Origin of the sequence: Streptomyces misionensis (assembly GCF_007896895.1) — a bacterium.
In the GTDB taxonomy this organism is placed as follows: Bacteria; Actinomycetota; Actinomycetes; order Streptomycetales; family Streptomycetaceae; genus Streptomyces; species Streptomyces misionensis_A.
In genome coordinates this window covers 11,285-15,698 of the sequence record NZ_VOGW01000157.1, presented here as the reverse complement: position 1 = coordinate 15,698, position 4,414 = coordinate 11,285, and the positions used below count along the sequence as shown (strand labels likewise).

The 4,414-nt window shown below is 77.3% G+C and carries 4 protein-coding genes; 3 read left to right on the top strand and 1 reads right to left on the bottom strand.

What is annotated here, in order from left to right; all coding sequences use genetic code 11:
- Window positions 1–450: FHA domain-containing protein (locus FRZ03_RS25945; RefSeq protein ID WP_146467551.1), on the top strand; the 450-nt coding region annotated here is incomplete at its 5' end.
- An 18-nt stretch (window positions 451–468) separates the two neighbouring features.
- Here FRZ03_RS25945 and FRZ03_RS25940 read toward each other — a convergent pair.
- The gene (locus FRZ03_RS25940; protein WP_146467550.1) at window positions 469–1,443 is read right to left on the bottom strand and encodes a methyltransferase domain-containing protein; all 975 of its coding nucleotides are present in this window, start codon (window positions 1,441–1,443) and stop codon (window positions 469–471) included.
- Window positions 1,444–1,539: 96 nt separating this feature from the next.
- Between FRZ03_RS25940 and FRZ03_RS25935 the strand changes: the two genes are divergently transcribed.
- Both FRZ03_RS25935 and FRZ03_RS25930 read left to right on the top strand, forming a co-directional pair.
- The gene (locus FRZ03_RS25935; RefSeq protein ID WP_146467549.1) at window positions 1,540–1,944 is read left to right on the top strand and encodes a globin; all 405 of its coding nucleotides are present in this window, start codon (window positions 1,540–1,542) and stop codon (window positions 1,942–1,944) included.
- A 173-nt stretch (window positions 1,945–2,117) separates the two neighbouring features.
- Window positions 2,118–4,414: FtsX-like permease family protein (locus tag FRZ03_RS25930; protein WP_146467554.1), on the top strand; the 2,297-nt coding region annotated here is incomplete at its 3' end.

The window sequence follows — 4,414 nt, the reverse complement described above, 5'->3', positions numbered from 1 at the left end:
CAGAAGGCCCCCGCCGGCCCCGCGTTCCCGGACGCGCCCGGCCAGGGCACCTGGACGGCGACCATCGGCCCGGACCGCGAGTACTTCATGGCGATGATGCAGCGCTCGGGCCCCGAGGCCACGGGCCTGAACCTGCCCGCGTACTCCCCCGAGCAGCAGCGCACCCTCACCGGTGACCAGGTGACGATCGGCCGCCGCCGGCACTCCACCGGCGACACCCCGGACATCGACCTTGCGGTGCCGCCGGAGGACCCGGGCGTCTCGCACCAGCACGCGATGCTGGTGCAGCAGCCGGACGGCAGCTGGGCGGTGGTCGACCAGAACTCGACCAACGGCACCACGGTCAACATGTCGGAGGAGCCGATCCAGCCGTTCGTGCCGGTCCCGTTGCGCGACGGCGACCGGGTGCACGTGGGCGCCTGGACGACGATCACCGTCCGCCGGAGCTGAGCCGCGCGCGGCGGACGGTCACGGGAGGGGCCAGGCGTACGGCCCCTCCGGGTCGTCCAGCCAGGCCCGGCCGTGCTCGCCGGTGACCGTGACGCCGTACCGCTCGCGCTCCGGTCCGCCCGCGCGCTCCCACAGCGCCCAGGCGTCATGGGGATCGAGGGCACCGCGGGTCAGCGCCAGCAGGAAGTGGAACGAGTCCTGTTCGCGGGCCCGGCCCGGCAGCCCGGCGAGCGAGACGCCCTCCGGCTCGGCCCGGCCCTGCCCGCGCAGCGGCACGAAGTAGGCGGCCGTGGGCAGGAAGCGGCCCTCCGCGCGCTCCGCGTCCCGCACGGTCAGCGCGAGCAGTCCGGTGGCCAGCGGGACCACGATCCGCGCGCCGGGGCGGCACTGGGCGAGCCAGGCGCGCGGCACGGCGGACAGCGCGCAGGTCGCGATGATCCGGTCGAAGGGGGCGCGTTCGGGCACCCCGCGCGCCCCGTCGCCGGTGACGACCGCCGGGTGGTACCCGGCGGCGGCCAGGTGCCGGCGTGCCGACTCGGTGATCTCCGGTTCCAGGTCGACAGTGGTGACGAGGCCGTCGTCGCCGAGCCGATGGGCGAGCAGGGCCGCGTTGTAGCCGGTGCCCGCGCCCACTTCGAGGACCCGGTTCCCGTCCGCCACCCGCAGCGCGGCCAGCATCCGTGCCATCAGGGAGGGCTGGCTGCTGGAGGACAGCAGTTCGCCGTCGCGCAGCCGGGTGGCCAGCGGTACGTCCGCGTAGGCGCCGCGCACCCAGCGGGCGCGGGTCTCGGGATCGGGGCTCTCGCCCCAGCGGCGTTCGTAGCCGCGCAGCCCGGCCACGTAGTAGTACGGCACGAACAGGTGCCGGGGCACCTCCGCGAACGCCGCCCGCCACCGCGGGTCCTGCGCGAAGGCGCCGTCGGCCTCGATCTCCCGCACCAGCGCGGCCCGCGCGGCGGCGGCGAGCCCCTCGATCTCGTCGGCACCTGCCATACGACCACCCTAGGTCTGATGCTCCCCGGCCGGGGTGCACCGGCCGGTGGTCCTAAGCCCCGGGTCCTCGTCCGCCGCGTCTGAGACCATGGACGGGTGAATGAGATTCGGCGCGGCACGCTTCAGGAGCAGACCTTCTACGAGCAGGTCGGCGGGGAGGACACCTTCCGCCGGCTCGTCCACCGTTTCTACGAGGGGGTCGCCGAGGACCCGGAGCTGCGGGCGATGTACCCGGAGGAGGACCTGGGCCCGGCCGAGGAGCGGCTGACCCTGTTCCTGATGCAGTACTGGGGCGGCCCGACCACCTATGGCGAGCGCCGCGGCCACCCCCGGCTGCGGATGCGGCACGCCCCGTTCGCGGTGGACCGGGCGGCGCACGACGCCTGGCTGCGGCACATGCGGGTGGCGGTGGACGAGCTGGGCCTGTCCGAGGAGCACGAGCGGACCCTGTGGAACTACCTGACGTACGCGGCCGCCTCGATGATCAACACCCCGGACTGACCCCGGACTGACCGGCCGTCACTGAACGCCGGATTCCGGTCGCCCGGCGCCGGAATCCGGTCACGATCCGATATAGACCGGCCGACGACCGCTTACCCCGCACCGGTCCGCTCTGCCACCATCGCCCGAAGTCCTGGAAGCTCCAGGCGGCACGTCCGGACGACGGGGGCCGGATGACGGGGTTCGTCTTCGCACGCGCGCGTGCGCACCGCCTGCTGCTGGGCGCCGCGCTGCTCACCGTGGTGCTGACCACCGCGGTCCTGGCGACGCTCACGGCCTACGCGGGGGCGATCGGCGACGCCGCGCTGCGGCACGCGCTGGCCGATCCGGGCACCGCGGCCGACGCCGCGCTGATCGTCAAGGCCGACGTGCCGCCGGGGCAGCGGGCCGCCGCCGACCGCGCCGTGCGCGCGGAGGCCCGGCGGACCTTCGACGGGCTACCAATGACGGTACGGACGCTGCGCCGATCGGGCCCGTACGCGCTGCCCGCCGCGCTGCGGCCGCCCGCGGAACGCTCCGGCGACCCGGACCTCACCTACTTCGCCGCCCTGGACCGCTCCCGGCTCCGGCTGTCCGAGGGCCGCTTCCCGCGCGCGGCCAAGGGCGCCGTCGAGGTCGCCCTCCCGGGGACGGCCGCCCGCGCGCTGCGGCTGCGCGTCGGCGACCGGCTCACCCTGACCGACCGGCTGGGCGGCCCGGCGCTGCGGGTGCGGATCAGCGGGCTGTACCGGCCGGCGTCGGTGACGGCGCCGTACTGGCGGCTCGACGATCTGCTCGGCCGCGGGGTGAAGGAGTCGGGCTTCACGACCTACGGTCCGCTGGTCGCCGACCCCTCGGTGCTCGCCGCCGGCCGGGTCAGCGCGGGCCCGACGGCGTGGCTGGCCTCGGCAGACTTCGGCCGGACGACGACGGGACGGATCGGGCGGCTGCGCGCGGCGGCGCGGGCGGGCGGCACGGAGCTGCGCGCCCGCCCGGAACTGCACGGGGCGACGATGGCGCAGACCGGGCTGCCGGAGGTGCTGGACCGGCTGGAGCGCTCGCTGCGGGCCGCCCGCTCCACCCTGCTGATCGCCGCGCTGCAGCTGGTGCTGCTCGCCGGGTACGCGCTGCTGCTGGTGGCCCGGCTGCTCGGCGCCGAACGGGCCGCCGAGACCCGCCTGTTGCGCGCCCGCGGCGCCTCCCGCGCCCGCCTCGCCGCCCTGGCCGCCGCCGAGGCCGGCCTGCTGGTCCTGCCCGCCGCCCTGGCCGCCCCCTTCCTCGCCGCCCCGCTGACCAGGATCCTGGCCGCCCACGGTCCGCTATCCCGCCTGGACCTGCGGCTCACCCTGCCGCTCGCGGGCGGTCTCCCCGTCCGGCTGGCCGCCGTCGCGGTGGCGGCGGCCTGCGCGCTCGCGATCGTCTGCGCCGGGGCGGGCGGTCGCGTACGACGGCCGCGGGAGCACCGGTCCGGCCGGCGCGCGGCCCTGCGCTCCGGGGCCGACCTCGGGCTGCTCACCGTGGCGGCCGTCGCCTACGCGGAGTTGGCGCGTCAGGGGTCCGGCGGTGCGGTCGCGGACCGGTCGGGAGCGCTCGGCGTCGATCCCCTGCTGGTGGCGGCGCCCGCGCTGGCGCTGCTCGCCGGGACGGTGCTGACGCTGCGGCTGCTGCCGCCGGTGGCCCGGCTGGCGGAGCACTGGGCGGCGCGCGGGCGGGGGCTGCCGCTGGCGCTGGCGGGCTGGCAGTTCAGCCGGCGCACCGCGCGCGGCGCCGGTCCGGTGCTGCTGCTCGTGCTCGCCGTGGCGCTCGGCATGCTCGCGCTCGGGCAGTCCGCCTCCTGGCACCGCTCGCAGGCCGACCAGGCCGACTTCCGGGCGGGCGCGCCGGTGCGGGTGGCGGCCGCCGGGTCGGGCGGGCTCGGCAGCACGGACGGGTACGCGCGGCTGCCGCACGTGCGCGCGGCGGCCCCCGCCGTCCGCGCGGACCAGCCGCTGTCCGGGGACCGTACGGCGACCGTGCTGGCCCTGGACACCCGGCGGGCGGCGGACGCGGTGCTGATGCGCCCGGACCTCGCCGACGTGCCGGTACGGCCGCTGTTCGCCGGGCTGGCCGCCACGAACCCCCCGGCCGGGACGCGGGTGCCCGCGGGCACCGCCCGGCTGCGGCTGACGGCGGCCCTGGCCAGCTCGGCCGGTCCCGGTCTGGTCACCGATGTGACGGCGACGCTGACGGACGGGTACGGGGTGTCGTACCGGATGCCGTTCGGGCAGCTCCCCGCCGACGGCCGGACGCACCCGCTGGCGCTCGACGTGCGCGCGGCCCACGGCGCGCTCACCCTCACCGGCCTCCGCCTGGAGATGACCCAGCCGTCCTCTCCCGCCCGGCACAGGCTTGTCATCGGGCGGCTGACGGCGACGGACGCGGCCGGCAGGGAACGCCCGCTGGACCTGCCCGCCCGCTGGAGCACCGCCGCGGAGGCCGGGGGCGACGCCGT

Excerpts from the sequence above, each read along its gene's own strand:
- FRZ03_RS25940 (WP_146467550.1), bottom strand. The coding sequence starts at position 1,443 with ATGGCAGGTGCCGACGAGATCGAGGGGCTCGCCGCCGCCGCGCGGGCC.